The organism is Campylobacter sp. RM5004 (assembly GCF_022369455.1).
Taxonomy (GTDB): domain Bacteria; phylum Campylobacterota; class Campylobacteria; order Campylobacterales; family Campylobacteraceae; genus Campylobacter_E.
Map to the genome: position 1 here is coordinate 250,768 of NZ_CP059599.1, position 26,651 is coordinate 277,418.

Annotated in this window: 26 protein-coding genes and 2 tRNA genes; 21 read left to right on the plus strand and 7 right to left on the minus strand. The window is 27.7% G+C overall.

Going from position 1 to position 26,651, the window contains the following annotated elements; all coding sequences use genetic code 11:
* Nucleotides 1-6: 6 nt before the first annotated feature.
* From nuoI to AVANS_RS01335, 16 genes are all read left to right on the plus strand, one after another.
* Nucleotides 7-669 carry an NADH-quinone oxidoreductase subunit NuoI gene (nuoI, locus tag AVANS_RS01265; RefSeq protein WP_239817851.1) on the plus strand — a complete coding sequence of 221 codons (663 nt, stop codon included), beginning with the start codon at nt 7-9 and terminating at the stop codon, nt 667-669.
* Complete coding sequence (locus AVANS_RS01270) at nt 662-1,171, plus strand: NADH-quinone oxidoreductase subunit J (RefSeq protein WP_239817852.1); 510 nt, start codon at nt 662-664, stop codon at nt 1,169-1,171. The genes nuoI and AVANS_RS01270 overlap by 8 nt, the downstream gene beginning before the upstream one ends.
* Nucleotides 1,168-1,446: an NADH-quinone oxidoreductase subunit NuoK gene (nuoK, locus tag AVANS_RS01275; protein ID WP_239817853.1), complete on the plus strand. Its 279-nt coding sequence runs from the start codon at nt 1,168-1,170 to the stop codon at nt 1,444-1,446. The genes AVANS_RS01270 and nuoK overlap by 4 nt, the downstream gene beginning before the upstream one ends.
* Nucleotides 1,443-3,242 (plus strand): NADH-quinone oxidoreductase subunit L, encoded by a 1,800-nt coding sequence (nuoL, locus tag AVANS_RS01280; protein WP_239817854.1) that lies wholly within the window; start codon nt 1,443-1,445, stop codon nt 3,240-3,242. Before nuoK ends, nuoL begins: the two co-directional genes overlap by 4 nt.
* A complete protein-coding gene (locus tag AVANS_RS01285) occupies nt 3,235-4,611 on the plus strand; it encodes an NADH-quinone oxidoreductase subunit M (RefSeq protein ID WP_239817855.1) in 1,377 nt (458 codons plus the stop codon). Before nuoL ends, AVANS_RS01285 begins: the two co-directional genes overlap by 8 nt.
* A gap of 9 nt (nt 4,612-4,620) precedes the next feature.
* Nucleotides 4,621-5,940 carry a proton-conducting transporter membrane subunit gene (locus AVANS_RS01290; RefSeq protein WP_239817856.1) on the plus strand — a complete coding sequence of 440 codons (1,320 nt, stop codon included), beginning with the start codon at nt 4,621-4,623 and terminating at the stop codon, nt 5,938-5,940.
* Entirely contained in the window at nt 5,940-8,261 is a 2,322-nt protein-coding gene (locus AVANS_RS01295) for a tetratricopeptide repeat protein (protein WP_239817857.1), read from the plus strand. The genes AVANS_RS01290 and AVANS_RS01295 overlap by 1 nt, the downstream gene beginning before the upstream one ends.
* Nucleotides 8,262-8,312: 51 nt before the next feature.
* Nucleotides 8,313-8,403: transfer RNA gene (locus AVANS_RS01300), tRNA-Ser, on the plus strand.
* A 23-nt stretch (nt 8,404-8,426) separates the two neighbouring features.
* A tRNA-Arg gene (locus AVANS_RS01305) sits at nt 8,427-8,503 on the plus strand.
* 67 nt (nt 8,504-8,570) lie between these two features.
* Nucleotides 8,571-9,011, plus strand: coding sequence for a DUF3015 family protein (locus AVANS_RS01310; protein WP_239817858.1), 441 nt, complete (start codon nt 8,571-8,573; stop codon nt 9,009-9,011).
* Entirely contained in the window at nt 9,012-10,850 is a 1,839-nt protein-coding gene (locus AVANS_RS01315; RefSeq protein ID WP_239817859.1) for a DUF4105 domain-containing protein, read from the plus strand. It abuts the gene before it with no gap.
* Nucleotides 10,851-11,066: 216 nt separating this feature from the next.
* Complete coding sequence (gene nhaA, locus AVANS_RS01320) at nt 11,067-12,200, plus strand: Na+/H+ antiporter NhaA (protein WP_239817860.1); 1,134 nt, start codon at nt 11,067-11,069, stop codon at nt 12,198-12,200.
* A gap of 1 nt (nt 12,201) precedes the next feature.
* Nucleotides 12,202-13,044 carry an EamA family transporter gene (locus AVANS_RS01325; protein ID WP_239817861.1) on the plus strand — a complete coding sequence of 281 codons (843 nt, stop codon included), beginning with the start codon at nt 12,202-12,204 and terminating at the stop codon, nt 13,042-13,044.
* Nucleotides 13,045-13,299: 255 nt separating this feature from the next.
* Entirely contained in the window at nt 13,300-15,381 is a 2,082-nt protein-coding gene (locus AVANS_RS01330; RefSeq protein ID WP_275583460.1) for a ribonucleoside triphosphate reductase, read from the plus strand.
* Nucleotides 15,378-15,515 carry an anaerobic ribonucleoside-triphosphate reductase gene (nrdD, locus tag AVANS_RS09540; RefSeq protein ID WP_275583449.1) on the plus strand — a complete coding sequence of 46 codons (138 nt, stop codon included), beginning with the start codon at nt 15,378-15,380 and terminating at the stop codon, nt 15,513-15,515. Before AVANS_RS01330 ends, nrdD begins: the two co-directional genes overlap by 4 nt.
* Nucleotides 15,512-16,174 (plus strand): anaerobic ribonucleoside-triphosphate reductase activating protein, encoded by a 663-nt coding sequence (locus AVANS_RS01335; RefSeq protein WP_239817862.1) that lies wholly within the window; start codon nt 15,512-15,514, stop codon nt 16,172-16,174. Before nrdD ends, AVANS_RS01335 begins: the two co-directional genes overlap by 4 nt.
* On the opposite strand, the gene AVANS_RS01340 is transcribed toward AVANS_RS01335, so the two are convergent.
* Nucleotides 16,171-16,827, minus strand: a complete 657-nt coding sequence (locus tag AVANS_RS01340; protein WP_239817863.1) for a DNA alkylation repair protein — start codon at nt 16,825-16,827, stop codon at nt 16,171-16,173. The two genes, AVANS_RS01335 and AVANS_RS01340, sit on opposite strands and share 4 nt — an antisense overlap.
* 144 nt (nt 16,828-16,971) lie before the next feature.
* Here AVANS_RS01340 and AVANS_RS01345 point away from each other — a divergent pair, with 144 nt between their 5' ends.
* A complete protein-coding gene (locus AVANS_RS01345) occupies nt 16,972-17,208 on the plus strand; it encodes a helix-turn-helix transcriptional regulator (RefSeq protein ID WP_239817864.1) in 237 nt (78 codons plus the stop codon).
* 6 nt (nt 17,209-17,214) lie between these two features.
* Nucleotides 17,215-18,090: a hypothetical protein gene (locus tag AVANS_RS01350; RefSeq protein WP_239817865.1), complete on the plus strand. Its 876-nt coding sequence runs from the start codon at nt 17,215-17,217 to the stop codon at nt 18,088-18,090.
* An 11-nt stretch (nt 18,091-18,101) separates the two neighbouring features.
* Here AVANS_RS01350 and AVANS_RS01355 read toward each other — a convergent pair whose 3' ends face one another.
* From AVANS_RS01355 to hemB, 6 genes are read right to left on the minus strand one after another with little or no spacing between them, the layout of a single operon-like run.
* Nucleotides 18,102-18,824, minus strand: a complete 723-nt coding sequence (locus AVANS_RS01355; protein ID WP_239817866.1) for a DNA methyltransferase — start codon at nt 18,822-18,824, stop codon at nt 18,102-18,104.
* On the minus strand, nt 18,821-19,663 hold the full coding sequence (locus AVANS_RS01360) for a type II restriction endonuclease (protein ID WP_239817867.1): 843 nt from the start codon (nt 19,661-19,663) through the stop codon (nt 18,821-18,823). The genes AVANS_RS01355 and AVANS_RS01360 overlap by 4 nt, the downstream gene beginning before the upstream one ends.
* Before the next feature lie 2 nt (nt 19,664-19,665).
* Nucleotides 19,666-20,514 (minus strand): DNA adenine methylase, encoded by an 849-nt coding sequence (locus AVANS_RS01365; protein WP_239817868.1) that lies wholly within the window; start codon nt 20,512-20,514, stop codon nt 19,666-19,668.
* A gap of 49 nt (nt 20,515-20,563) precedes the next feature.
* The gene (locus tag AVANS_RS01370; protein WP_239817869.1) at nt 20,564-21,604 is read right to left on the minus strand and encodes a quinone-dependent dihydroorotate dehydrogenase; all 1,041 of its coding nucleotides are present in this window, start codon (nt 21,602-21,604) and stop codon (nt 20,564-20,566) included.
* Nucleotides 21,605-21,614: 10 nt separating this feature from the next.
* Nucleotides 21,615-22,958, minus strand: coding sequence for an oxygen-independent coproporphyrinogen III oxidase (hemN, locus tag AVANS_RS01375; protein ID WP_239817870.1), 1,344 nt, complete (start codon nt 22,956-22,958; stop codon nt 21,615-21,617).
* Between the two features lie 2 nt (nt 22,959-22,960).
* Complete coding sequence (hemB, locus tag AVANS_RS01380; protein WP_239817871.1) at nt 22,961-23,935, minus strand: porphobilinogen synthase; 975 nt, start codon at nt 23,933-23,935, stop codon at nt 22,961-22,963.
* 56 nt (nt 23,936-23,991) lie between these two features.
* On the opposite strand from hemB, the gene ribA reads away from it, so the two are divergent.
* From ribA to ccoN, 3 genes are all read left to right on the plus strand, one after another.
* Nucleotides 23,992-24,555 carry a GTP cyclohydrolase II gene (gene ribA, locus AVANS_RS01385; RefSeq protein WP_239817872.1) on the plus strand — a complete coding sequence of 188 codons (564 nt, stop codon included), beginning with the start codon at nt 23,992-23,994 and terminating at the stop codon, nt 24,553-24,555.
* Nucleotides 24,548-25,105, plus strand: a complete 558-nt coding sequence (gene rsmG / locus AVANS_RS01390) for a 16S rRNA (guanine(527)-N(7))-methyltransferase RsmG (RefSeq protein ID WP_239817873.1) — start codon at nt 24,548-24,550, stop codon at nt 25,103-25,105. Before ribA ends, rsmG begins: the two co-directional genes overlap by 8 nt.
* Nucleotides 25,106-25,170: 65 nt before the next feature.
* A complete protein-coding gene (gene ccoN / locus AVANS_RS01395) occupies nt 25,171-26,640 on the plus strand; it encodes a cytochrome-c oxidase, cbb3-type subunit I (protein WP_239817874.1) in 1,470 nt (489 codons plus the stop codon).
* Nucleotides 26,641-26,651 lie beyond the last annotated feature (11 nt).

The window sequence follows — 26,651 nt, forward strand, 5'->3', positions numbered from 1 at the left end:
GAACTTATGAAAAAGTATTATGTAGTAGATGAAAAAAGAAAACTAATCTTAACTCCTTATGAAAAATTTATAAGAAGTGTAAAAAGATGCTTAAATACTGACTTAATCAGCGGTTTAGCATTTATTATAAACGAAACATTTAAAAGGGGTAACACAGCAACTATTAAATACCCTATGGAAAAAATCAAGCTTGATAATCGCTATCGTGCTGTTCATAGATTGCAAAGATTTATAGAAAGTGAAACCGAGCGTTGTATAGGCTGTGGATTATGTGAAAAAATTTGTATTTCAAATTGTATTAGAATGGAGACAAAATTAGGCGAAGATGGAAGAAAGCTTGTAAGTAATTATTCTATTAACCTTGGCCGTTGTATTTATTGTGGATTTTGTGCTGAGGTTTGCCCTGAGCTTGCTATTGTTCATGGGGTTGAATATGAAAATGCAGCAGAGCAAAGAGCGTATTTCGCTCATAAAAAAGATATATTAACTCCTATTGATGATTTGATTAATCAAGTTGAGTTTGAAGGAAGTGGAAGTTTAAGAGCTGATGCTGATGAGTTTGTTAAACAAACCCCTAATTATTATGATGTAATGAAAGAAAGGGAAGCTTTAATTCCTAATTCAAATTCTAGCGAAGAAAAAACTAATAAAGAGGCAAAAGATGTTTGAGTTATTTGTGTTTTATGTTTTCGCCGCGTTAGTTACGGGATTTTTTGTTATAGCTGTAAGTTCTAAAAATATTTTATATTCTCTTAGTTCTCTTGCTTGTGGAATGGTTTTGCTTAGTGCTCATTATTTTTTATTAGGTGCTGAGTTTTTAGGTGCTGCACAAATTATTGTTTATAGTGGAGCTGTTTTAGGACTTTATAGTTTTGCTATGATGTTTTTTGATTTAAGTAAAGAATTAAAAGAAAATCTAAAACATAAAAAGACTTTTTTTACTTTGAGTATTTTAGCAAGTGCTCTTATGGTTATTATGTCTTTAGGTTTTAAACTTAATTCATCTAAGTCAACCTTATTAGTAAGCGAAGAGCTTGAGAATACTCGTAGCTTAGGAATAATTTTATTTACAAAATATCTTTTAGCATTTGAAATAGTTGCATTGATTTTATTGATGGTAATAGTAGCTGCTATTGTTTTAGTTGCTAAGAAAATAAAGGATGAGCAATGAATTATTTATTATTATCACTTATTTTGTTTTTAGTAGGTTTATTTGGGGTATTAAGAAGACAAAATTTAATAATGTTTTTTATATCAACAGAAATTATGCTAAATGCTGCAAATCTTGCTTTTGTATCAATTTCTAAGCTACATAATGCTTTAGATGGGCAAGTATTTGCGATATTTATAATGGCAATAGCTGCTTGTGAGATTGCGATAGGACTTAGTTTTTGTGTGATTAAATATAGACAAACAAAGAGTCTTGATTTTGGAGATTACAAATGAGTGTTTTATATGTTTTATTTTTACCGCTATTAAGTGCGATTTTTGCAGGGATTTATTCTTTTTCACCTAAAAATAAGGTAATAGGATATTTTTGTTCTTATTTGATGTTGCTTGCTTTTGTTTATTCTTTAATTTCGCTTTATCATTTAATGAATGTAAATTTTTATCTAAATTTAGGTCAGTGGATAGGCTTATTAGGAATTAATTTCGGTCTTTTAATAGATTCTGTTAGCCTTACTATGATGTGTGTTGTTACTTTAGTTGCAACTTGTGTTCATTTTTATAGTATTTATTACATGGAGCATGACGCTGGATTTAACAAGTTTTTTGCATTTTTAGGATTATTCGTATTTTGTATGCTAATTCTTGTTATGAGTGATAACTTCTTATTATTATTCGTAGGCTGGGAAGGCGTTGGCTTATGCTCTTGGTTATTAATCGGATTTTGGTATCAAAACGAAAAATTCTCGCTAGCAGCAAATGAAGCTTTCATTATGAATAGAATTAGCGATTTTGCAATGCTTTTAGGAATATTTTTAATATATTTTAATTTTGGAACTTTAAGCTATAAGGAAGTTTTTGGGATTTTAAATTTTCACGAAACTTTAAATCCAAATGTTTTAACTCTAATAGCAGCTTTATTATTTGTAGGTGCTATGGGTAAATCAGCTCAGTTTCCATTCCACACTTGGCTTGCGAATGCAATGGCAGGTCCAACACCAGTTTCAGCATTAATTCACGCTGCAACAATGGTTACTGCTGGGGTTTATTTAATAATTCGCTCTCATGATTTATTTTCTTTAGTTCCAAGCGTTAGTTATTTTATAGCTTGTTTGGGTGCTTTTGTAGCGCTTTTTGCTGCCTCAATGGCAATTGCTGCAAAAGATTTAAAAAGAATTGTAGCATTCTCTACTCTTTCGCAATTAGGTTATATGTTCGTTGCTTGTGGTCTAGGTGCTTATAAAGTAGCTTTATTTCACTTAGTAACTCACGCATTCTTTAAGGCTTTATTATTCTTAGGTGCAGGAAATATAATGCATGCAATGCACGATGAATTAAACATTTATAAAATGGGAAAATTATATAAGCCTATGAAGATTACTGCGGTTTTAATGATACTTGCAAGTTTAGCTTTAAGTGGGATTTATCCATTTGCAGGATTTTTCTCAAAAGATAAAATCTTAGATTTTGCATTCATAAGCGATCATTACGGCATTTATGCTGTTTTATTATTTACTGCATTTTTAACTGCGTTTTATAGCTTTAGACTAATTATGATGGTATTTTTTGCTCCACAAAATCATAATATCCATCCACATGAAGCAAAACCTATTGCACTATTTGCTATGTTACCACTTGCGATTTTAGCTATTATTTCAGGTTTTTGGGATAGTTCATTTTTTGATTTTATAAGAATACCTATGCAAGAATTACACCATAATTATTTATTAATAGCTGTATCTTTAGTAGTTGCTATTGCTGGTATTGTTTTGGCAATTTTTGTGTATAAAAACGGCTCTAAAGAAACTTGTAATTGCAAATATAAAAAGCTTTTAGAAAATGAATACTATATACCAAAACTTTATGAGATTATTTTTATAAATCCTTATAAGTGTTTATCAAAAGTTTTAACAGGTTTTGAAGAAGGATTGTATGCTTTAATTTTTGAATGTCCAAAGAAGATTATTAATCTTATTTGTTGCGAACACAAAAACAATAGCCTAACTCTTCATATAGTGTTTATAGGTGCTTTTTGTGCGTTTTTACTTTTAACAATGGTGGTGATATATGCTTAGTTTATTGATATTTTTACCTTTGATTTTCGGTGCAAGTGCTTATTTTATAAATGATAAGGCTGTTAAAGTTAGTGGAATTTTATTTTCTTTCATAATTTTATGCCTTAATTATTATGTTATTGTTGAAGATTTGCATATTTTTAATTATACGCTTATTAAGGCTTTTAATTTCGGAATTAATTTAAAAGCAGATGAGATAGCATTTACTTTAGCATTTGTAGCTAATTTAATGTTATTTTTATCTATGTGTTTTTTCTCAAATCAAAAAAGAGATTTTTTAATAAGTGCTATGATTTTAAGTGCTTGTATGAATGGATTGTTTTTAGCAAATGATGCTTTATTGTTTTATGTATTTTGGGAAGCATCATTATTACCACTTTTATATTTAATGGTTAAAAATAATGAAGCAAAACTAGCAAGATCGTTTTTCGTATTTGCGTTTTTAGGTTCTATTTTTATGCTTGTAGCTATGATTTATTTAGCTTATAATGCAAGAGTGAATAATGCTATTTTAAACTTTGATATGAGTTATTTTTCTACAAGTAATTTAAGTGCTAAAGAAAACACTTTATTATTCTTAAGCTTTTTCTTAGCTTTTGCTATAAAAGCTCCTATTTTTCCTTTCCATAGTTGGGCGATTAAGACTTATTCAAAAGCTCCTAATTTTGTTTCAGTAATGCTTGCAAGTTTTAAAATGGCTCCGTTTGGAATGATTAAATTTTGTGTTCCTTTATTTGCTGCTAGTATTAGTGAGCTTAGTGGAATAATTTATTCTTTATGTATAATTTCAGCAATTTATGCAGCTATTTTAGCAAGCAATGCAAAAAACTTTAAAGAATTAAGCGCAATGAGTTCAATCTCACACTTAGGAATAATTTGTTTAGGTATTTTTGTAATGCATCCTATTGCCTTAGCAGGTTCTGTTTTATATATGGTAGCTCATGCTATTGTAAGTGGGGCAATGTTTTTCTATGCTGAGATTATAAAAGATAATTATAAAACTTATAATTTAGATGAATTAAAAGGTCTTGCTAAAGCTATGCCTTATATGACTTTTATATTTGGAGTATTGTTATTTTCTTCAATATCACTACCTTTAACTATTAGTTTTGCGGGTGAGTTTTTAGTTCTTTATGGTGTTTTTGCAGCAAGCAAGATTGCTGGTGTATTTGCTACTTTAGTAGTTATTTTAGGTGCTATTTATATGTTAAATATGTTTAGAAAGAGCTTTTTAAGCACAAGTAATTCTAATGTTAGTATAAACACTTGCGTTTTTCAAGTATTGATTTTAACATTTATAGCAATAATAATAATTGTATTTGGAGTAAATCCTAATATGATTTTAGATTATGTTAAATTTGCTATATAAGGAGTTTGTATGCAACTAGATTTAAATGTATCACTGATTTTATCAGAGCTTATATTAATAGTTATTGCGTGTTTTATACTAGTAGCTAGTTTATTTTATAAATTTGATTTAAGAGCCTTAAAAGGACTTAGTATTTTAGCTCTTATCTTAGCTCTTGTTTGTAAAATAAGCACTGATTCTTATATGCAAAGTTTTTTTGGATTGTTTATATATGATGATTTAGCAAAATATTCAAGTATTTTGATTTATTTATCGGCTATTTATTTCTTACTTGCAAACAAAAGAGCAGATGAAGGCGAGTTTTTTGCATTATTTTTAATGATGATTTCATGCCTTAGTTTTATGGTTAGCACAAATAATTTAATCGTAGCGTTTATAACTCTTGAAGGTTCATCTTTAGCTCTTTATAGCTTAATAGCATTTAAGAAAAAAGCAATAGATGGAGCTTTAAAATATTTTAATTACGGAATGCTAGGCTCAGCATTTTTTGCTATGGGTTCTGCTATGTATTACTTTGATAGTGCAAGTTTAGAATTAAAAACATTACAAGTTGTTAGCACAGCAGGTGTTTTATCATTCGTAATGGTAGGTCTTACAATTTTATTTAAATTATCAATCGCTCCACTTCATATGTGGCTTAAAGATGTTTATGTAAAGGCTGATTCAAGTTTAGCTGGATTTATTTCAATTGTTCCAAAAATTGCAATGATGGTATTTGCATTTAGATTTATTAGTTCTTTTGATAATTTCTTTAATGTAAGTGAAATTGTTTTAATCATTGCTTGTATTTCTATGCTATTTGCTAGTGTTATGTCGCTAAAGCAAGATAATGCTAAATTAATGCTTGTATATAGTTCTGTTTCGCATTCATCTTTTGCTTATTCAACTTTAGCTTTTGTTGATTTATCAGCTAGTATGTTTTTATATTATTTCTTAACTTTTGCTTTTGTAAATATTGCTTTATTTATGTTTTTAGGAGCATTTAAAGATAGTTCTTATGATAATTTACAAGGCGTATTTAAAAAATATCCATTACTTGGAATTTGTATTGTGATTTTACTGCTTAACTTAGCAGCGCTTCCGCCATTTGGAGTATTCTTTGCTAAAGTAGGAGTTATTAATATCGCACTTCATGTAAATATTTATGCAGCTATTTGTATGGCTGTTAGTTCAATTATTATGCTATTTGCTTATTTAAGATTTATAAAAGCTATTTTTGCTGATAAAGAAATAGGATTTTTATATTTTAATAACGCACAAAAAATAGCATTTGTGTTAGCAGTTATTGCTTCATTTGTAGCAAGCTTAGGTTTAGATTATATTAGCTGATGAAAAAATTATTACTTCTTTGCTCTTTTGTTTATTTGTATTCTTTTGAATTATTTATAAACACAGGCAAAGAAGCTAATAAAGATATTTCAGTTCTACATATTAAGAATAATACCGATATAACATGCGATGATTTGCATGATGAGAATTTAAAACAATATATTAAGTGTAGCGTTAAGGGTAAATCAAGATTATTAGCTAATCAAGATTTATCGTTATTTAAATTAGAATTTCAAAATAAAAAAGATAAGTTAGATATATATATTTATCCAAAAACTAATGTATCTATAATAAATAGCGAGCAAAAGCTTTATGAGAATAATATAGTTTTTTCAAGCAATAAAAATAAATCAAAAAATTATACCTTTGTGTTTTATCAATATCCGCAAGGTCATTTAAGTCCTAATGGTTTAGATTTTGATGTAATTTTTCCTGATTTAAAAACTCCTTTTATAGAAGGTTTAGATTTAGATCAAAATCCAGTAAATATCAGTGATAATAGCGACATAAATGCGTATTTAAATATTAAAAAATATTATGATAATAAACAATATAAAGAATTGCTTGATTTATGTAATACAGCCTTAGAAAAATATAAAAATAGTGTTTTTATAAGTGAGTTTTATTTGTATAGAATTAGGGCTATGTTTAATTTGTTAAATGTGAATACAAGCCTTAGTGAAGAAATAATTACAAGTGCTAAAAACTATATAAGAATATTTCCTAGCGATGAAAATTATGCAGAAATTTTGCAAATGATGATAAAAACTTATTTAAAACTTGAGCAAAGAAGTGATGCAGAATATTTCATTGATATATTAAATAACGAACATCCTAACTCTTATTATACAAAATTAGCAAGTTTAAATTACGCAGACTTTTTACTATCTCACGGCAAAAGAGATGCTGCTACTATAATTTATAATAATATATTATTTAGCTCAGATGATGCAGTTCTTGCAAGTAAGGCAGCTATTTCATTAGCAAAAATTAATATAAATCACAATAAAGCAAAGGAAGCAAAAGAATTTGTATTAAAGGTATTTAATGCAAATGAGCAGTTTTTATTAGAAGATAAGGAAAAAACCTTAGCATTGGCCGATGATTTTTATAAAGAAAAAATGTATGACATAAGTGCTCCGATATATGAATTTTTATTTAAAAACTCAAGCAAGTTAGATAATTATTATGAAAGAATTTTAAAAAATCTTGCAGTATCTTTAGCAAAAAATAATGATTATAAAAAAGCTGATGAGTATTTAAATGAATATAAAAAATTATTCCCTAATGGCGAATATATGAATGTAATTGATGAAACTATTGATAGTTTATATTTTGAAAAAGAAGAAAAAGACAGCTTTAAATTACATGAATATTATAATTTTTTAATGGCTAAATATGATAATAATATTTCAAAAAGAGCTTTATATGAAGAAGTAAAATTATTATTTAAAGAGCAAGATTATGAAAAAATTCTTAAATTAGAAGATAAAATTAAAGATAGTGAGAATGAAGAGCTAATAAATCTATATAAAGAAAGTTTAATAAAACTTTTAAATATTGCTCTAAATAACGATGATTGTGATGATGTTTTAAATTATATTAAAAATTATCATTTTGTAAGTGATGAGTTTATTATAAACAAGAAAAAATATTTAGAATGTTTAGATCGCAAGAAAGAAAAAGATTTAGCATTAGATTTTGCATTAAAATTTGAAAATGAAGATTTAGTATTTTATAGAATACAACAAGCTAAGATTTTATATATTAAGCAAAATTACAAAGAAGTAGAAAAAACAATCCATTCTATTTTAAATAAAAGATTTAAAATCAAAAATCATGAGTATTTTGATGCTTATTATTATTTATCTTTAGCACTTTTAAAACAAAATAAATACAACGATGCTATTTTTGCTTTAAAGCAACTAGAAAAATACGGCAAAGGTTTAAGATTAGTTGAGGTGTATGATGAGTTTTTAGAATACTTTAAGCGTCATAATTTGGATATTTCAACTATTAATTATGGAATGAAAGCTATTGATATACAAAATTATTTAGGAGTTAATTTATATAGTCCTAAGATTGAGTTTATTACTATTGATGCTTTAATTAATAAAAATCGCTTAAAAGAAGCAAAAGAAATCTTAGTTGATTTATATAAATTAAAGCTTAGTGATGATGAATTTAGCTATGCAAAATATCAAGAAGCAAGAATTTTAATAGAACAAAAAGAATTTATGAAAGCAAAAGAAGCTTTAAAAGAATGTAGAAGCGGTGAATGGAAAAATTTATGTGATGAAAAATTACAAGTTTTGGAATAATTTAAGCTAAAACTAATTTTTAAAATATATAATATGCGTTTTACTTATCAAGGACAGATGGGTGAGTGGCTGAAACCACACCCCTGCTAAGGGTGCAGCTCTTAATCGGGGCTCGAGGGTTCAAATCCCTCTCTGTCCGCCACTTTTTCAAACAACTTATTTTATGCGCTCGTAGCTCAGCTGGATAGAGCATTTGATTGCGGTTCAAAAGGTCAGGGATTCGAATTCCTTCGGGCGCACCACTTTTAATCTTTGTTTATTTTATAATTTTATAATATTCATTTAATTTTTGTTTAAAAAGGAGATAAGATGAAGAAACTTTTAGGTTCTTTATTTGTTGTTGGTGCTATTAGCACTTCTTTATTTGCTGGTGCAAATACTCAAACAGGATGTGGTTTAGGAACATTAATCATTAAAAATCCTGATTCAGCTATTTTATACGCATTACAAGCTACTACAAATAGTACTTTTGGTAATCAAACTTTTGGTATTACAACAGGAACTTTAAATTGCCAAGAAGCAAGATTAGTTCATAATGAAAAAGCTATTAATTTTGTAAATGCTAATCTTGATGCTTTATCAAATGAGGCTGCATTAGGAACAGGCGAGCATTTAGATACTTTAGCGGAGTTATTAGAAGTAAGCGATGTAGAAAGTTTTAAAGCTAATTTAAGAGCTAATTATCTTGCAGTTTATAATTCAAGTAATGTTGTAGGCTCTGAAGTTTTAGACAAAGCTTCAGCTTTATAATTGAAAAAGCTATTAGTTTTTTTGTGCTTTTGTATTTATATAAAAGCACAAGATTTTAATCTATCTTATGATTTTTCGAAGTTAAATATTTCTCAAGAATATTTTTTAAAACTTTTAAATGCAATAGATACAAATAAATTATATTTACATAAAGAATGGAAAAATCTTTTACATTATTCAAACAATCAAAGCGAGATTACTAATGAAGATTTTTTTTATTCAAATAAAGATTTAAAAAATGAGCTTTACGAGAGTTTGTTTCATTATTTTATTGATAAAAAATATTATTTAAATAAGAAAATAAAATTAAATCAAGAAAACTCAGCTATTTTATTTAGCAATGACAATGATAATTTGCATTTTATATGTAAATATCCTTTAAGGGCTTTATTTTTAGAAAAATACTTAGATATTAAGAGAACGCAAGAATTAAATTGTTCTGATTTAAATAATTTTTTTGAATACATAAATCCAAAATCAGTAAGTATTGTTTATCCAGCAGCTTATTTAAATTCTCCTGCATCTATGTTTGGACATACATTTTTACTTATTAATTCTAACTATAACTCAAGGCTTATTTCTTATGCTATCAACTGGGCTGCTGATGTTGATGAAAAAAGTGAGAATGCTATCGCTTTTGCATACAAAGGCTTATTTGGTGGATATGTTGGTAAGTATTCTTTAAAACCATATTATGATATGTTAAAAACTTACAAAGATAGTGAAAATAGGGATCTTTATGAGTATGATTTAGCTTTAAATGAAGATGAAATTCGTAGATTAATTTTGCATTTATGGGAGATAAAAGATACAACTTCAACTTATTTATTTTTGAATAAAAATTGTTCATATAATATTTTATGGCTTTTAGAAAATGCAAAGCCTAATTTAAATTTAAGAGATAGCTTTTTTTATACCATAATTCCTAGCAATACTATTCAAAAAATGAATGAAAAAGAACTAATAACAAATTATCATTACAGAGCTTCTAAATTAAATACTATATTAACTCAAGCAAATAATCTTTCGTATAAGCAAATTAAACAAGCAAAAGAAATAGCCTTAAACAAACAAGAGCCAAATAATGATTATTTAACCCTAGCTTTAGCAAATGAATTAAGCAGTTATTATGCAAGTAAAAGTGAAATACCATTAGAAGAATATAAAAACACAACCCACAAAATATCAAGTTTTTTATCAAAAGCAAATATTGATAAATTACCAAAAATACCTGAAAAAACAAGCATAATTTATTCAAATTATCCAAGCAAAATTGCAATTTCTTATGATAAAAATAATAATATTTTTTTAAATCTAAGAGCAGCTATTCATGATATTTATGAAGATGATTTTGGTTTTGACAAAGGAATTGCAGTTGAGTTTTTTAATACTAAAGTTAAATTAAATAAGAGATTAAAACTTGATAATTTTACTTTATTAAATTTAGCAAGTTTATCTGATTTTAACTACATAAATCACAAACCAAGCTTTACGATAAAACTAGCGTATGATGAAGTTTTGGATAAAAATTATTTTAATTTAGAAACTTTAGGCGGGCTTACTTTTTCTAATAATTTTTATTTATTATCAATTTTAAGTGGTTTTGATTTTTATAAAAAGGGCATTAATTTTAATAATAAAATTATTTTTCAGTTATCTTACAAAACAAATAAATTAAGCTTTATATATCAAAAAAATTTTTATAAAAATAATAATTTAGATATTTTTAATATCAAAACTCATTCAAAAATATTTAAAAATTTTGCGATTTTTACTGATTATAAAAAAATTAAACATAGCAATGAAAGCTATGAATTAGGACTTGCTTATTATTTTTAATATTTTAAATTCCTATTTCAAATTCCAAAGATTTCTTAAAGAATTTGAAATAGGAATTAGGATTTTTATTATTCGCTTTATTTTTTTAATTTTTTAATTAAGAATTTTTATTAATAGAAACTTTTATTAATTTTTTTTAATTAGTATGAAAAATATCCTTTTTGTGTTTTAAATCAAGCATTTTATGAATGTTTTATTTAATTTATTAAAAGGAGAATGATGAAAATACAAGCTATAAACAAAGAACTTTTACCGGCTTTTTTATTATTATTTATGACTTTTTTGGCAATTGTTTTAAAAAACTCATCTTTTAGCGAGTTTTATGATGCAAGTTTAAATGCTAGAGCGTCTGTTAGTTTTCTTGATTATTCGCTAAGCAAACCTTTGTTTTTATGGGTTAATGATGGTTTGATTGCTATTTTTTTCTTTTGGATTGGTTTAGAAGTTAAAAAAGAGATTTTATGTGGAGAATTAGATACTAATAAAAAAAGAATTTTACCAGTTGCAGGTGCAATAGGCGGTATTTTAGTTCCTGCTATTATTTATATGCTTTTTAATTTTTATGATTCTTATAAATTAAGTGGCTTTGCAATTCCAACGGGAACTGACACTGCTTTTGCTGTTGCTATACTACTGATTTTAAGAAAATATGTTCCAAATAGCGTTAGAGTATTTTTGTTAAGCCTTGCAATTTTTGATGATATTGCAGCAATTATTATAATTGCTATATTTTATACAAATGAGCTTTTATATATATCATTAGTTTTAGCGTCTATTGGAGTTTTTGTTTTATTATTACTCAATTTTTTTCATTGCACTTATAAGATGTTTTATTTAATTACAGGTGCTTTTATTTGGGTGTGCGTTTTAGAAAGCGGAGTTCATACAACTTTAGCAGGAATGTTATGTGCTTTTTTTATTCCACTTAAAACTAAAGACAATAAAGAGTTTTTAGAAAAAATAATGCACGATTTAACACCTTATGTAAATTACGCAATACTTCCTATTTTTGCATTATTTAATGCAGGAGTTTTGCTTGATTTTAGTTTAGGCAATTTAAATAGTGTATTTTTTGGAATATTTTTTGGCTTATTTTTAGGTAAGCAATTAGGTGTTTTTGGATTTTGCTTGCTTGCAAATAAATTTGGAGCTACCTTGCCATCTAGCAAAAAGATTTTATATGGAGCAAGTATCTTAACAGGAATAGGTTTTACAATGAGTTTTTTTATAAATACTTTGGTATTTGAAGGAAATGCAGATATTTTTAATAGTGCTAAATTAGCAGTGCTAAGTGCAAGTTGTTGCTCGGCTATTTTTGGCTTTTTATATCTTAGATTTAAGGCGGCATGATATGTTTTATTTATGGATTACTACATTTATTTGGGCTTTTTCTTTTCCTATTATAGGATATTTTATAAGTGGCAAAATGGATAGCTATTTTGCTATTTTTATTAGAGTTTTTATAGCGTTTTTGGTATTTTTACCACTTTTAAATAGAAACATTTTTAACAAATTAAAATTGCTTTTAATATTAATAGGAAGCTTAGAAATAGGCTTAATGTATTTGTTTTATTACAATTCTTTTAGGTTTTTAAGCGTTAGTGAAGTTGCACTTTTTACTATTTTTACGCCTTTTTATGTGAGTTTGTTTTATGATTTGTTTTCTAAAAAACTAAGAGCTTTTTATCTAATTAGTATTAGCATAAGTGTTTTAGGAGCTTTTATAATCAAACAAGGCGAAATAAGTAGCGATTTTTTAAAAGGATTTTTGTTAATTCAAGCTGCAAATATTGTTTTTGGGGCTGCTCAAAGTCTTTATAAAATAGTATGCGAAAAATACGAAATCAAATCTCATAAAGAAATCTTCGGATATTTTTTCTTAGGTGCTTGTATTGTTAGCTTAATTGCCTTTTTGATTTTAGGAGATTTTAGCAAAATTCCAAGCGATTTGAACTCATATTTGGCTTTAATTTATTTAGGATTAATAGCTTCAAGTATAGGTTATTTTTGCTGGAATAAAGGAGCAACCTTAGTAAATAGTGGCACGCTAGCACTTATGAATAATGCGATTATTCCTGTTGCAATACTTGTTAATTTGATATTTTTTAAGGTTGATATTGATTTTTATAATTTTACTTTAGGAAGTTTATTAATGATAATTGCAGCAGTTTTTCATAAATTTTATGCGAAATAAAATAGCTAATTTCTATTTCTTAATTCTTAAAGAATTTAGATTAGGAATTAGAAAAACTTTTATAATTAAAGTAAAATTTTTTATCTTAAAATTAAAATTATCAAAATAAGCAAAAGTTCGGTGAAATAAATCGTTACAAAAATTAAACTTTTGCTTTTCTTACTTTAATGTTTCACTTTGATTTTTGCTTAACTTAGTAGCAACTTTTCTTTAACTTTAAAGCCTAAAATGAAAATATTCATTACAAAAAGGACAATCAAAATGATACTAAAAAGAAATGGTTTAAAGGAAGTTTTTAAGGCATATAAAATAGAGCAAGCTATAAATAAAGCTTACGCAAGTTGTAACAAAGAAGCTTCAAAAGATTTAATTTTAGCACTTATTAAAGATTGTGAAAAAGATGAGCTTTTAAGCGTAGAAAACATTCAAGATAAAATTGAAAAAGCCTTATTTGAAGCTAGAGAATTTGAAGTTTTAAAAAGCTTTATGTTATATAGACACACAAGAAAATTACGCCGTGAAAAAAGTCTTGATTACGGCACTTACATAAACTGCTCGGCTACTATTAGCGAATATATTGATAGAAGCGATTGGAGAATACAAGCAAACTCAAACACAGGCTATTCTCACGCAGGTCTTATAAATAATTCAGCGGGAAAAGTTATTGCAAATTACTGGCTTGATAATGTTTATAATGATGAAATAGGTTTAGCACATAGGAATGCTGATTTTCATATTCATGATTTAGATTGCCTTAGTGGATATTGTGCTGGTTGGAGCTTAAGAGTATTACTAAATGAAGGTTTTAACGGAGTAAGAAGTAGGGTAGAAAGCAAGCCACCTAGACATTTTAAAGAAGCTTTAGGGCAAATGGCAAATTTCTTAGGAATATTACAAAGCGAATGGGCGGGGGCTCAAGCGTTTTCTAGTTTTGATACCTATCTTGCGCCTTATGTTTTTAAAGATAAATTAAATGATGCAGAGATTAAAAGGGATTTAGTAAGTTTTGTTTATAACCTAAATGTTCCTGCTCGTTGGGGACAAAGTCCGTTTACAAATATTACGCTTGATATTGTTTGTCCTGATGATTTAAAAAATCAATTTCCAACTTCAAATGATATCCATTTTTTTAAAGGCGTAAATGATGAAGAATTACTTAAATTAGCAAAAGAGCGTGGCAAAAACTCACTTCTTGAGCTTACTTACGGCGATTTTGAAGAAGAAATGCAAAGAATTGTCAAGATTTTTTATGAAGTTTTAAGCGAAGGAGATAGAACACATCAGCCTTTTACCTTTCCTATCCCAACTATTAATTTAACTGAAAATTTTGACTTTGATAGCGATGTTGCTGATGCGATTTTTGAAAATACTGCGAAAATGGGTTCATCGTATTTTCAAAATTTCATAGGTTCTCAATATAAATTAGACGAATTTGGCAATAAAATAGAAGATGAAAACGCTTATAAACCAAATGCAGTTCGTTCAATGTGTTGTAGATTGCAACTTGATTTAAGAGAATTGCTTAAGCGTGGTGGCGGACTTTTTGGAAGTGCAGAAATGACAGGAAGTATAGGTGTGGTTACTATAAATCTTGCTAGACTTGGGTATTTGTATAAAGGCGATGAAATAGGGCTTTATAAACGCTTAGATGAGTTATTAGAGCTAGCACGAGATAGCCTTGAATTAAAAAGAGCTTTCATTAAAAAAATGTATGATAGGGGGCTTTATCCTTACACTAAGAGATATTTACCAAGCTTTAATAATCATTTTTCTACCATAGGAATAAATGGTGCTAATGAAATGCTAAGAAATTACACAAATGATACTTATGATATAAGTTCAGATTTTGGCAAAAGCTTTTGCTTAAAATTAGTAAATTACATAAGAGAAAAAATCAAGCATTTTCAAGCTCAAACAGGTAATTTATACAATATTGAAGCAACCCCAGCAGAAGGAACTACATATCGTTTTGCTAAAGAAGATAAAAAAAGATTTAATGACATTATTCAAGCAGGAAATGGCGAAGAGATTTATTATACAAACAGCACACAATTACCTGTAAATTATACAGATGATCCATTTTTTGCTTTAAATATGCAAGATGAATTACAATGTGCTTATACAGGTGGAACGGTGTTTCATCTTTATATGAAAGAAAAATTAGAAAACAAAAATGTATGCAAAAATTTAGTGAAAAAAATCGCAAGTAATTATCGTTTGCCGTATTTTACAATTACGCCTGTTTTTAGCGTTTGTCCTATTCATGGATATATTGCAGGCGAGCATGAGTATTGTCCTAAGTGCGATGAAGAAATTATAAAAAAGGAGTTAAAATGAAAACAATAGATAATGAAAAAAGAACAAAATGTATGGTTTATACAAGAGTGATGGGTTATCACAGACCCGTAGAAAGCTTTAATCTAGGAAAAAAAGGCGAACATAAAGAAAGAAAAATGTTTGAGATAAAATGATTTATGATATAACCCCATTTAGCATAATTGATTATCCGGATTATTTATCTTGCATAGTTTGGCTATCAGGTTGTAATTTAAGGTGTAAATATTGCTATAACGAAGAAATTATAAAAAGCACTAAAGCAAATATTAGCTTTAGCGAATATAAAAACTTTTTAAAAAGTCGGATTTCTTTGCTTGATGGGGTTGTTTTTAGCGGTGGAGAATGCACGAAATCACCTAATTTATTAAAATATTTAAGCCTTGCAAAAGAGCTTAATTTTAAGTGCAAAATTGATAGTAATGGCTCAAATCCTAATGTAATAAAGAGCATTTTAGATAATAATTTGGCTGATTATTTTGCTATTGATTTTAAAGCACCTAAAGAAAAATTATACGAATTAACAGGGCTTGATTATTTTGATGAGTTTAAGCAAACTTTAGATTTACTTAATAATAGCGATGTGGAATTTGAAATAAGAACTACTTGGCATTATGACTTACTAAGTGTTAGCGATATTTTCAATATGTATGAGTTTTTAAGAAAATCAGGCTATAAAAACAAATATTATTTACAAAAATTTCAAGATTATAAAAATCTTGCAAACTTAAAACAAAGTTTGCAATTAATAGATTTAAGCATATTTAATGATGATTTCGTTTTAAGAAATTTTTAAAGAATTTGAATTAGGAATTTCAATTTTTCTTTATTTTCTTTACTAATCCTAAAGCTATCACGACATTTTTGCAAGGTCATTTTAAGAGTTGTTACATCTAGTTTATTAGCGCTTAAAAAGTTATATGTAAGATTAAAATCCTTTACCATCATTACTTGAAAATACCAAGCTCTTGCCATATTTATATAATATTCATCGCTTTTTATATCAAAAACTATTTTTAGCCCTTCATTTGGGGTAATAAATTTCATAAAGCACAAAATCCCAAAACGGATTTTATAAGTATGCTTTGAGCTAATTAATTCATTTGCTAAAGGTTTTAGGTCTTTATTTTTAAAGCTTTTAGGAACTAAAGTATCGCAATTCGCCCAATTATCTACGAAATTAAGATATTTTTTCGTATAATCTAAGGCTTTTTGGTAATCTTTTTCATAGTTTATCCCATAGGCTATGAGTTGCAAATATTCATAAAATTTTTCATCTTTTAAAAAGTTTTGAAAAAACTCATCAAATTTATTTTCTTTTTGAAGATTTTTTGCATAATCTTTAAGAATATTAGAGCGAATTCCTAAAATCTCGTATTTTGTAAAAACTAGCCTTTCATGAAATGCTTTATAATCTTTATCTATATAAGTCTTTAAAATCTCTTTCATCAAAACTCCTTTTTGCTGATTATAATAAAAAAAGAATTTGAAATAGGAATTTGACTTTTAAAAAGCTAAATCAAAATCAAAAAGTATAATAAATCTATTTAGTGTATTTTAAGCTAGATTTTAAATTTTTATATAAGATAATGAATGAAAAATACTGAAGAAATAGAAAGATTTTATAAACTCGTATCAAGTAATGTTAAAAGAATTAGAACCGAAAAAAATATAAGCCAACTAGAATTAGCTCTAAGTATAGGAATAAAATCAATTGCCTTTTATTCAAATTGCGAAAACAACAAAAACGGCAAGCATTTTAACCTAGAGCATGTTTATAATATAAGCAAGGTTTTAGGTATTGATATTTGCGAATTATTAAAGGAGTAAGCGAAGATGAATTTTATAAAAGAAGCCTTGATTAATGTAGCTAATTTTGATTTAAGAGCTACTATGAGTAGGCGTTCGTATGCCTTTATGATTTTTGTTTTTCCGATTTTAGCTTTTAGCTTGTTTTATTTTTTGATAGAGTTTTCAAGGTTTGTGCGTTTAGTATTAGCAAATTTTACAATTTTTAGTGTGGATTTTCGTGATGTCGCACTTGCTTATAATCAAATAATATTTAATAGTTTAAATCAAAACTTTACAATCGCTATGTTTATAGTGTTTTTAACTTGTGTAATACAAAGGCTTAATTCAATTACAAAAAATAAGACTTTAAAATTATTAATTACAATTTTGCTTGTTTTCTTATCTTTTTGTGCAATTAATTCATTTTATGCTTTGGTTTTGCTTAGTATTTTGATTGTTTTAATAGCTTTTATAAAAGAAAGGCATTTTAATGAAGCTAATCCTAAATATTCTTTAGCGTATTTTTTGACATTTGATTTTAAAACAAATGCTAGTAAGCCTAATTTGATAATTATTTTTAGCTTGTGTTTATTTATACTTATGCTTATTCCATTCTGTTTAGAGTTATTTTATCAAGGCTTTAAGGATTATAAATTTATTATTACAACGATATTTTATTACATTGCTATTTTAATAATGCCTATTATTTATATTGATATATTTTATTTATTAAATCGCTATAAATTAGGCTTTAGAATAATTGCAAAAACAATTACTCTAGTATCTTTTATAGCTTTTTATATTCATATAATTTGCTTTGATAGATACGGCGTTTTTTATGAATTTATTAAGATGTTATTCTTATATTCATTTGTCTTAGTTTATGTTCTAGCAATGCTAAAAATCAAGAATTTGAAATAGGAATTTGACTTTTATTTTCTAAATACGAAAATATATTCGTGAGCTATTAGTAAGAAATTATGCTTAATGCTATTTGTCTTCCAAAATCCTGTGGCTTTGCAATTAAATTGTTTTTTTATGATAGTTTCTTTTAGCGTAAAACCAGCGTTTAAAAATACTTGCATAGAATAAAATCCAAGTGGTATCATGCAACCATTTTTTCTAGTATCACCTATCGTAATAGCACAAAAATGATTTTTCTTAAGTACTCTATTGCATTCATTTGCAACATCTTTTAAAGCAATTAAAAATTCATCTATTTTAAGATGGGATAAATCACCTTGTATATCATCACTATATTTAATAATATTTGCATAAGGTGGATGAGTGCATATAAAATCAATGCTTTCATCTTTTATAAAACTAAGTTTTCTTGCATCTTCATTGTATAAACGCACTAAGCTTTTACTATCAAAATCACATTTTTTCTTACAAATTTCTATTGCATTTGGATTTATATCAATACCTATTGCATTACGATTTAAAAGTTTTGCTTCTATTAAAGTTGTTCCACTGCCTGCAAATTGATCTAATATCAAATCATTTTCTTTACTATATCTTAAAATCAAATTTCTAGGCACATAAGGAGAATAATTTCCCCTATATTTTGCATCGTGTGTAGCCCATTTGCCACGATTTGGGAATTTCCAAACAGTATTTAATTCTAAAGCAAAATCATCTGGAGCTAATTTCACTTAAAAATCCTTAAAAATATACCATTCTCTAAATCATTTAAATTATAAATATGCTCTAGTTTTTCAAAAGTTTTTAAAAGATTATTTTTTGCACTAAACCAACCTTTGCCATCAGTTAGCCATACAAAATATATATTTTTAAGGTTTTTACATTCAAGTGCTATTTTTTCATAAGATCTTGCTGTTTCATTAAGTTTTGAACCATTAGAAGCGTAAAAATTACATTCTAATAAATATAAATTATTATCAGTTTTTACAGCATAATCAAATCTTTTTTCGCTTTTTCCATTATTTGATATAGCACTTAAATCCACTCCAAATTTACTTTCAAGTTCTTTTACATATATTTCTTTAAAATACTTAACTTTTGCAAGTTTTAAATAATTTTCAACTATATTTTCCATTAAATGCCCACCACGATTTTTTCTAGCATTACTATCAAGACCAACTTCAATGCCTAAAACATAATCATATAAATTAGCAATTAATTTTTTAGATACAAGTTCAAATAAGCCACTATTTTGCATAAAATAAGCGTAATCTTTAGTAGTATAATTTGGATTTTTAAAATCATATATCTTAAGAAACTTATCATAAATTTTTATTTCATTGCATCTTATGGCTAACAAAATAGGAATACATTTTAAAATCTCTGGATATTTTTCACAAAGTATTAAAAAATCATTTTCAATATTATTTGAACCTATTAATGAATTTAAAATATTTAACTCCACTTTAATTTCATCAACATTTTTATAAACTTTTTCAAAATCTGTGTAGTATTTATAATCAGCTATAGTTTCTTTAAAAGTATTAAGCCAAGCATTAAAATCTCTCATTTTTATCCTTTATAATTTTTAATTAAAAGTTCAGTTATAGCTCCACGATTATTAGCCTTTGAATTTATACATCTAGTGGCATTTATTCTTAAAATCACATAATTTTTATAAAGTTTATCAAAAAAATCATCATCTTTATTTGTATTTTTAGGATCAGAATTGCTTAGTAAAAACTTAGCCCCTAAATCATTGCATTTATCTATAAAATTAGCTAATCTTATTTGCTCATTATCATCAAAAATATTATTAAAATAACTAGTAAAAGATGCTGTTTTACTAAGTGGGCGATAAGGTGGATCAAAATATATAAAGGTTTTGTTGTCTATATCATTTATCAAATTTTTATAATCTGTATTTTTTATAATCACATTTTTTAAAACTTCATGAGCATTTGAAATATTTTCTTCATCGCATATTAAAGGGTTTTTGTATTTACCAAATGGGGTATTAAACTCACCACTTTTATTAAGTCTAAAAAGCCCATTAAAACAAGTTTTATTTAAAAATATAAAATATTTTGGTTCTTGTGATTTATTAAATTCATTTCTTATTTGATAAAAAAACTCATCTTGTTTTTGGGTGCTTAAAAACTCATTTTGCAATATTTTTAATTCATTTATTAGTTTTTGTGGGTCTTGTTTTATAAGTTCATAACATTTCATAAGACTTGAATTTATGTCATTTATTATTATCTTTTCAAATTTATATAACTTTACAATTTCAAACAACATTGCCCCACCACCAACAAAAGGCTCAATATAGGTTGTAAAATTATTCATATTTGGTAAATTGTTTATTAAGGTTGGTAGTAATTGTCTTTTTCCACCTGCCCATTTTACAAACGGTTTCATTTTTTCCTTTTAAATTAATTTAAGAATTTGAAATAGGAATTTCAAATTCTTAAAGTTCTACGCCGATGGCTTGGTTTATCGAGCTTAAGCCGTCGTTTTGTAGTAATTTTGTAAGTTCATCATTGATATTTCTAGCAACTCTTGGACCATTAAAAATCATAGCTGTATAAACTTGAACTAAACTCGCACCCCATTTTATACGCTCATACGCATCATTTCCGTTAAATATCCCACCACTACTAATTATCACGCCTTTTTTATGAATGCTTGGAGCGATTGCTTTTAGCATATCTAAAGACTTACTAGCTAGCACCTTACCACTCAAGCCCCCAACCTTAGTTAAATCACTCTTTTTGCTTAGTGAGTAATCTTGCGTTGTATTGCTTAAAATCACTCCTGTGGCATTATTTTGCAAGGCTGTTAAGGCTAGTTCAGTCGCTAAGCCAAAGTCCATATCAGGGGCAAATTTTATAAATTTTGGCACATCGTTAATAGCATTAAGTCTTTTAAAAATATTTTCAATAAACTCAGCATTTTGTAAATCTCTTAGATTTGGAGTATTTGGTGAGCTTATATTGATTACAAAAGCATCAGTATAAGGCTTTAGCTCACGCACTAAAATCTCATAATCATTTATAGCTTCTTCATTAGGCGTAACTTTGTTTTTGCCTATATTTATAAAAATCGGAGGTAATTTTGCGAAATTTTCACGCATTAGATTTGCCTTTGCAATTTCTACTCCGTCATTATTAAATCCCATTGCATTGCGAATGCTAAGTTCATCTACTAAACGCTCAATTCTTGGACGTGGATTTCCAGCTTGAGCCTTAGGAGTAATCGCTCCAACTTCAATGAAGCCAAAGCCAAGATTTGCCAAAGGAGCTACTACTTCAGCGTTTTTATCAAATCCTGCTGCAAGCCCAACAGGATTGCTAAATTTCATTCTAAATAATTCATTTTCAAGGTTTTTATAAGTTTTTTTATAATCAATTACCTTTAAAAATCTCTGAGTTTTAAGTGCTTTAATCGTTAGATTATGCATATCTTCAGGATCAAACTTAAAAATAACTTTTTTTGCTAATTCATACATTTACTTACCTTTATAAAGTTTTTGAAAAGGTCTTATCGCCTTTATTTTTCATATAAGCATCAAATCCCATGCAAATATTACGGATTAATAATGTGCCTGTTTCATTTACTTTTATTTCATCATCGCTAATTTGTAAAAACTCAGCATAGGTTTTTAAATGCTCTTTTGCATCTTTAAAATAATCCCAAAATCCGATTTTAAATTCTTTTTCAATTTCTTTAATATTAAGATTAAAATTAGCCATTAGGCTCATTATTACAGCTTTTCTAATTAAATCATCATTATTTAGCTTAATTCCCCTATGAAATGGTAGTTTGCCATTATCAATAGCTGCTTCATAATCATTTAAATCTTTATAATTTTGTGCGTAATAGTTAGTCCCTTCTCCAATGCTAGTAAGCCCAACGCCAACTAAAATAGCCCCACCTTTTGTAGTATATCCTTGAAAATTTCTATGAAGTGTGCCGTTTTCTAAAGCCTTAAATAATTCATCATCAGGCTTTGCGAAATGATCCATTCCTATCATTTTATAACCATTTTCACCTAAAAATTTTGCTGTATGTTTTAGGATTTCTAGCTTTGTTTTAGCCTCTGGGATAGTGCTTTCATCAAATTTTCTCATATTCTTTTTAATCCAAGGCACATGAGCGTAATTAAACACAGCTAATCTATCAGGATTTATTTTAAGAATTGTCTCAAGTGTCTTGCTAAATGAGTTTAAATCTTGATAAGGTAAGCCATAAATTAAATCAGTATTTATGCTCTTTACCCCATTTGCTCTTGCAAGTTTTACAGCATTTTCTGTAATTTCGTAAGGTTGAATTCTATGGATTTCTTTTTGCACTTTTGCATCAAAATCTTGCACCCCAAAGCTAATTCTATTTATGCCGTATTTTGCAAATACACTCATTTGCTCAACATTTAAAAATCTAGGGTCAATCTCGCACGAAAGCTCACTATCAGGTAAAAACTCAAATATTTCATTAATTTTTTTAAGCAATATTTCAAGCTGACTTGCGCTAAAAAATGTAGGCGTTCCACCGCCAAAGTGCATTTGAATAGCTTTTTTGGTTTTAAGATGAGTTTTTAAAATATCAAGCTCTCTTAAAATATAATCTAAATATCTTTCTTTTTTATCTTCATTTGCTGTATAAATCACATTACAGCCACAAAAATAACAAGCCGAACGACAAAACGGCAAATGAAAATAAAGCGATAAAGGTTTATCAGTATTACTTTCTAAATCTTTTATATACTCATCGTATTTATAATCTTCGCTAAACTCAATAGCTGTTGGATATGAAGTATATCTTGGGCCACTTGTTTGATATTTTGCTAATACACTAAAATCCATTTTTAACCCCTTAACATTTCGGCTAATTCTTTAGCATGATATGTAATTATTAGTTTTGCTCCAGCTCTTTTAAAGCTAATCATAGTTTCCATTAAGATTTTTGGATAATCCACAAGCCCTTGCATTCCAGCGTTTTTAAGCATTGAATACTCTCCGCTTACATTATAAACGCATAGTGGAAGAAGTGAGTTTTGACTAATCTCTTTAACCACATCTAAATATGCTAAAGCAGGTTTTACCATTAATATATCAGCGCCTTGTTTTTCATCTTCTAAGCTTTCATGTAAAGCTTCTTTGCCATTTGCACTATCCATTTGATACGCTTTTCTATCGCCTTTTTTAGGAGCTGAGTTAGCTACATCACGGAATGGTCCATAGTATGCACTTGCAAATTTTGTTGAATATGCCATTATCGGTAAAGTATCAAAGCCATTTTCATCTAAAGCAGTTCTTAGAGTATGAATTATGCCATCCATCATTCCACTAGGTGCAATCATATCAACTCCAGCTCTTGCCATTACTAGAGCTTGTTTTGCTGAGTTTTTAAGCGTAATTTCATTGTTTAAATATCCATCTTCATCTAATACCCCGCAATGTCCGTGGTCTGTATATTCACAAAAGCACAAATCTGCTATTAAATAAAGCTCATTTCCAAAACGCTCTTTAATAGCTCTAATAGCTCTTGCAATTAGCCCATTTTCATTCATCGCATCACTTCCACAGCTATCTTTTGCACTTTCATCTAATACACCAAATAATAAAATGCTCTTAATTCCAAGCTTTAAACACTCTTCACATTCTGCTAATAATTCATCAAAACCTAGTTGATAAACCCCTGGCATTGATTTAATCTCAATTTTTGCATTTTTTTTATCTACTACAAATAAAGGGTAAATCAAATCGTTTAAGCTAAGTTGGTTTTCCTTTACTAAATCCCTAATTATAGGGCTTTTTCTAAGTCTTCTAAATTTACGCACACTAAACTCCTTTTTTTGTATAATTAGAGCTAATTAAATCAAAAAAGAGTTATTAGATGAAAGTTGAAGTTTCAAAACAAGCAAATTTACCTACAAGATTTGGAAATTTTATTATCCAATCTTTTAAAGAAAATGATAAAGAGCATTTAGTGATTATGAAAGGTGAAATTAATGATGAGGTTAATGTTCGCATACATTCTGAATGCCTTACAGGTGATGCTTTAGGCTCGCTTAAATGTGATTGTAGAGACCAGTTAAAAGCATCTTTAAGATATATTGAAGAAAATGGCGGAATGGTTATTTATCTTCGCCAAGAAGGTCGCGGGATAGGGCTATTTAATAAAGTAAATGCTTATAATCTTCAAGATAGTGGGCTAGATACTTTAGAAGCAAATTTACAACTAGGCTTTAAAGATGATGAAAGAGATTATAAAATAGTTGATTTTATACTTGAGTATTACAAGATTAAAAGCGTAAAATTACTTACAAACAATCCTTTAAAACTAAAAGCCATTAGTAAAGATGTAAAACGCATACCTTTAATAATGAAAAGCAATGATTACAATAAGCAGTATTTAAAAGTTAAATCATGCAAAATGGGACATATGTTAAATGAATAATGAGTTTTTAGAATTCGTAAAAGAATTTGAAATAGGAATTAAGACTTTTAATAAAACCCATAATATTACAAGGTTAAAAGATATTAAAGCAGCAGCATTTGATAGCATTGAGATATTAAATTTCGTGGAATTTAAATCAGGAATTAGAGTTGCTGATATTGGCTCAGGTGCTGGGTTTCCTGCTTTATTTTTAGCTTTTTTAAAGCGTGATTGTGAGTTTTATTTATATGAGCCAAATTACAAAAAAGCTGCTTTTTTGTCTTTAATGAAAGCTAAGTTTAATTTAGAAAATGTTTTTGTTAAGCCGATTAAGGTTGAATGTGAAAATGATTTGAAATGTGATTTAATTACATCAAGGGCTTTTGCAAAAACCGAGATGATTGTTACATTATGTAATGATATTTCAAACTCTAATACAAAATTTATTTTATATAAAGGCTCTTTCGTAAAAGATGAGCTAGATTGTTTGAATGATTTTAAATTGCACGAGAGAAACAATAGAATTTTTTTAGAATTTCATAAAAAAGATTTCAAAATTATTACAAATTAAGCTTAAATTATTTTTTTTAAGACTATAATTAGAAGATTATTTTAATTTTTATTTAAGGAGAAGTTATGGCAAATCCATCGCAAAATCTTGGCTATGATTATACCGTAGCTAAGTGGTTTATGTTCGCATGTATTTTGTTTGGCATAATCGGTATGGGAATTGGAACTTTAATAGCGTTTCAATTAGCATTTCCTGAGCTAAATAATATAGCAGGTGAATATTCTACATTTGGACGCCTAAGACCACTTCATACTAATGGTGTGATTTATGGTTTTATGCTTAGTGGAATTTGGGCTACTTGGTATTATGTAGGTCAAAGAGTTTTAAAGGTATCTATGAGAGAATCAAAGTTTTTGATGTTCGTAGGTAAAGCTCATTTTATTATATTTATGATTACTATTTTACTAGCTGTTGTTAGCCTTTTTGCTGGTATTACGACATCTAAAGAATATTCAGAACTTGAGTGGCCATTTGATATTGCAGTGGTTGTGATTTGGGTTTTATGGGGAATGAGTATTTTTGGACTAATAGGAATTCGCCGTGAGAAAAGCCTATATATTTCTGTTTGGTATTACATTGCAGCGTTTTTAGGTGTAGCAATGCTATATTTATTTAACAATATGGAAGTTCCAACTAGACTTGTTACAGGAATGGGAAGCTGGATTCACTCAGTATCAATGTATGCAGGAAGTAACGATGCTTTAGTTCAATGGTGGTTTGGACACAATGCGGTTGCGTTTGTTTTCACTGTTGCTATTATTGCTGAGATATATTATTTCTTACCAAAAGAAAGCGGTCAGCCGATATTTTCTTATAAATTATCATTATTTTCATTCTGGTCATTAATGTTTATATATTTATGGGCAGGCGGACACCACTTGATTTATTCAACTGTTCCTGATTGGATGCAAACAATGGGTTCAATTTTCTCTGTTGTATTGATACTTCCTAGCTGGGGTAGTGCTATAAATATTCTTCTTACAATGAAAGGTGAGTGGCACCAAGTAAAAGAAAGCCCATTAATTAAGTTTATGATTTTTGCTTCAACATTCTATATGTTTAGCACACTTGAAGGTTCAATTCAATCAGTTAAATCAATCAATGCTTTAGCACACTTTACAGACTGGATTCCAGGACACGTGCATGATGGAACGCTAGGTTGGGTAGGATTTATGACTATGGCTGCAATTTATCATATGACTCCAAGAGTATTCAAAAAAGAGATTTATTCAAAGAAAATTATGGAATTACAATTTACTATTCAAACTTTAGGAATTGTTTTATTCTTTAGTTCAATGTGGATAGCTGGTATTACTCAAGGTATGATGTGGAGAGCTTATGATGATGGTGGTGCTTTACTTTACTCATTTATTGATACTGTTGTTGCATTACACCCTTACTTTATTATAAGAGCTATCGGTGGATTATTATACTTAATAGGATTTTTCATGTTTGCTTATAATATTTATAAGTCAGTTACTTCAAGCAGAAGCATTGAAGTTGAACCAAAATCAGCAAGTCCTATGCAAGCGTAAGGAGGTAAGAT

Bases quoted from the DNA above. Each gene is read 5' to 3' on its own strand.
- nuoI (WP_239817851.1), top strand. From the start codon at position 7: ATGAAAAAGTATTATGTAGTAGATGAAAAAAGAAAACTAATCTTAACT.
- AVANS_RS01270 (WP_239817852.1), top strand. From the start codon at position 662: ATGTTTGAGTTATTTGTGTTTTATGTTTTCGCCGCGTTAGTTACGGGA.
- nuoK (WP_239817853.1), top strand. From the start codon at position 1,168: ATGAATTATTTATTATTATCACTTATTTTGTTTTTAGTAGGTTTATTT.
- nuoL (WP_239817854.1), top strand. From the start codon at position 1,443: ATGAGTGTTTTATATGTTTTATTTTTACCGCTATTAAGTGCGATTTTT.
- AVANS_RS01285 (WP_239817855.1), top strand. From the start codon at position 3,235: ATGCTTAGTTTATTGATATTTTTACCTTTGATTTTCGGTGCAAGTGCT.
- AVANS_RS01290 (WP_239817856.1), top strand. From the start codon at position 4,621: ATGCAACTAGATTTAAATGTATCACTGATTTTATCAGAGCTTATATTA.
- AVANS_RS01295 (WP_239817857.1), top strand. From the start codon at position 5,940: ATGAAAAAATTATTACTTCTTTGCTCTTTTGTTTATTTGTATTCTTTT.
- AVANS_RS01310 (WP_239817858.1), top strand. From the start codon at position 8,571: ATGAAGAAACTTTTAGGTTCTTTATTTGTTGTTGGTGCTATTAGCACT.
- nhaA (WP_239817860.1), top strand. From the start codon at position 11,067: ATGATGAAAATACAAGCTATAAACAAAGAACTTTTACCGGCTTTTTTA.
- AVANS_RS01325 (WP_239817861.1), top strand. From the start codon at position 12,202: ATGTTTTATTTATGGATTACTACATTTATTTGGGCTTTTTCTTTTCCT.
- nrdD (WP_275583449.1), top strand. From the start codon at position 15,378: ATGAAAACAATAGATAATGAAAAAAGAACAAAATGTATGGTTTATACA.
- AVANS_RS01335 (WP_239817862.1), top strand. From the start codon at position 15,512: ATGATTTATGATATAACCCCATTTAGCATAATTGATTATCCGGATTAT.
- AVANS_RS01340 (WP_239817863.1), bottom strand. From the start codon at position 16,827: ATGAAAGAGATTTTAAAGACTTATATAGATAAAGATTATAAAGCATTT.
- AVANS_RS01345 (WP_239817864.1), top strand. From the start codon at position 16,972: ATGAAAAATACTGAAGAAATAGAAAGATTTTATAAACTCGTATCAAGT.
- AVANS_RS01350 (WP_239817865.1), top strand. From the start codon at position 17,215: ATGAATTTTATAAAAGAAGCCTTGATTAATGTAGCTAATTTTGATTTA.
- AVANS_RS01360 (WP_239817867.1), bottom strand. From the start codon at position 19,663: ATGAGAGATTTTAATGCTTGGCTTAATACTTTTAAAGAAACTATAGCT.
- AVANS_RS01365 (WP_239817868.1), bottom strand. From the start codon at position 20,514: ATGAAACCGTTTGTAAAATGGGCAGGTGGAAAAAGACAATTACTACCA.
- AVANS_RS01370 (WP_239817869.1), bottom strand. From the start codon at position 21,604: ATGTATGAATTAGCAAAAAAAGTTATTTTTAAGTTTGATCCTGAAGAT.
- hemN (WP_239817870.1), bottom strand. From the start codon at position 22,958: ATGGATTTTAGTGTATTAGCAAAATATCAAACAAGTGGCCCAAGATAT.
- ribA (WP_239817872.1), top strand. From the start codon at position 23,992: ATGAAAGTTGAAGTTTCAAAACAAGCAAATTTACCTACAAGATTTGGA.
- rsmG (WP_239817873.1), top strand. From the start codon at position 24,548: ATGAATAATGAGTTTTTAGAATTCGTAAAAGAATTTGAAATAGGAATT.
- ccoN (WP_239817874.1), top strand. From the start codon at position 25,171: ATGGCAAATCCATCGCAAAATCTTGGCTATGATTATACCGTAGCTAAG.